The organism is Ramlibacter sp. 2FC (assembly GCF_005503345.1).
GTDB lineage: Bacteria > Pseudomonadota > Gammaproteobacteria > Burkholderiales > Burkholderiaceae_C > SCMQ01.
In genome coordinates this window covers 1-1,649 of the sequence record NZ_SCMM01000126.1, presented here as the reverse complement: position 1 = coordinate 1,649, position 1,649 = coordinate 1, and the positions used below count along the sequence as shown (strand labels likewise).

1 protein-coding gene is annotated in these 1,649 nt (G+C 71.9%); it reads right to left on the bottom strand.

What is annotated here, in order from left to right; genetic code table 11:
• Positions 1 to 1,649: excinuclease ABC subunit UvrA (locus FFS10_RS22840; protein WP_137896893.1), on the bottom strand; the 1,649-nt coding region annotated here is incomplete at both ends.

Here is a 1,649-nt window from a genome sequence, read left to right as displayed (position 1 = left end):
CGCCCCGGCCCTCCCCCAGGGGGGGAGGGTGTCGGACACCGCATGCGAACCGAGCCCCAGGGTATGGTCGTACTCGCGCAGCGCCTGGCCGGTGTGCGAATGCGGGTGCAGCCGCACCTCCTCCGGCGTGCCCTCGGCGACGATGCGGCCGCCGGCGTCGCCGCCCTCGGGCCCCAGGTCGATCAGCCAGTCGCTGGCGCGGATCACGTCGAGGTTGTGCTCGATCACGATCAGCGAATGCCCCGCATCGAGCAGCTTGCGCAGCGCGCGCATCAGCTTGGCGATGTCGTCGAAATGCAGGCCGGTGGTCGGCTCGTCGAACAGGAACAGCGTGCCCTTGCGCGCCACGGCCTGGCGGCTCGCCGAGGCGCTCTTGGCGGCGTCGGCCAGGAAGCCGGCCAGCTTGAGGCGCTGGGCCTCGCCGCCCGACAGCGTGGGCACGGGCTGGCCCAGGCGCACGTACTCCAGGCCCACGTCGACGATGGGCTGCAGGGCGCGGATCACGTCGCGATCGTTGGCGAAGACGGCGGCCGCCTCGCTCACCGTCAGCGCCAGCACGTCGGCCACGTTCATGGCGCGCGGCCGCACGGCGCCCAGCGGTTGGCGCTCGATGCTCACCTCCAGGATCTCGGGCCGGTAGCGCTTGCCGTCGCAGTCGGGGCAGCGCAGGTAGACGTCCGAGAGGAACTGCATCTCCACATGCTCGAAGCCCGAGCCGCCGCAGGTGGGGCAGCGCCCGTCGCCGCTGTTGAAGCTGAACTTGGCGGCCGTGTAGCCGCGCTGGCGCGACAGCGGCGCAGTGGCGAACAGCTCGCGGATCGCGTCCCAGGCGCCGACGTAGCTGACCGGGTTCGAGCGCGCGGTCTTGCCGATCGGCGACTGGTCTACGAACACCACCTCGGCCAGGTGGTCGGCGCCCAGCAGGCGCTGGTGCGCGCCGGGCGACTCGGTGGCCTTGCCGAAATGGCGCAGCAGGGCCGGCGCCAGCACGTCCTGGATCAGGCTGGACTTGCCCGAGCCGCTGACCCCGGTCACGGTGACCAGGCGCTGCAACGGGAACTCCACCGTCAGGTCCTTGAGGTTGTGCTCGCGCGCGCCCTCCAGGATCAGGCGCGGCGTGGCCTCGGTGACCATGCGCTTGAAGCCGAAGCCGACCTGCTTGCGCCCGCCCAGGTAGGCGCCGGTCAGCGTGTCGGCGCGGCGCAGGGCCTCGGGCGTGCCGTCGAACACGATCTGGCCGCCGCGCTCGCCGGGGCCGGGCCCCATGTCTATCATGCGGTCGGCCGCCAGCATCACGGCCGGATCGTGCTCGACCACCACCAGGGTGTTGCCCGCGTCGCGCAGGCGCAGCATGGCCTCGGTGATGCGGCCCATGTCGCGCGGGTGCAGGCCTATGCTGGGCTCGTCGAGCACGAACAAGGTGTTGACCAGCGAGGTGCCCAGCGCCGTGGTCAGGTTGATGCGCTGCACCTCGCCGCCCGAGAGCGTGCGGCTCTGCCGGTCCAGCGTGAGGTAGCCTATGCCCACGTCGCAGAGGTACTTGAGGCGGGTGGTGATTTCCTCGTACAGCAGCTTGAGCGCCTGGGCCTCGCCCTGGCGGACCCCTTCCCCCCCTGGGGGAAGGTCGGGATGGGGGCCCGGCGCCTGCC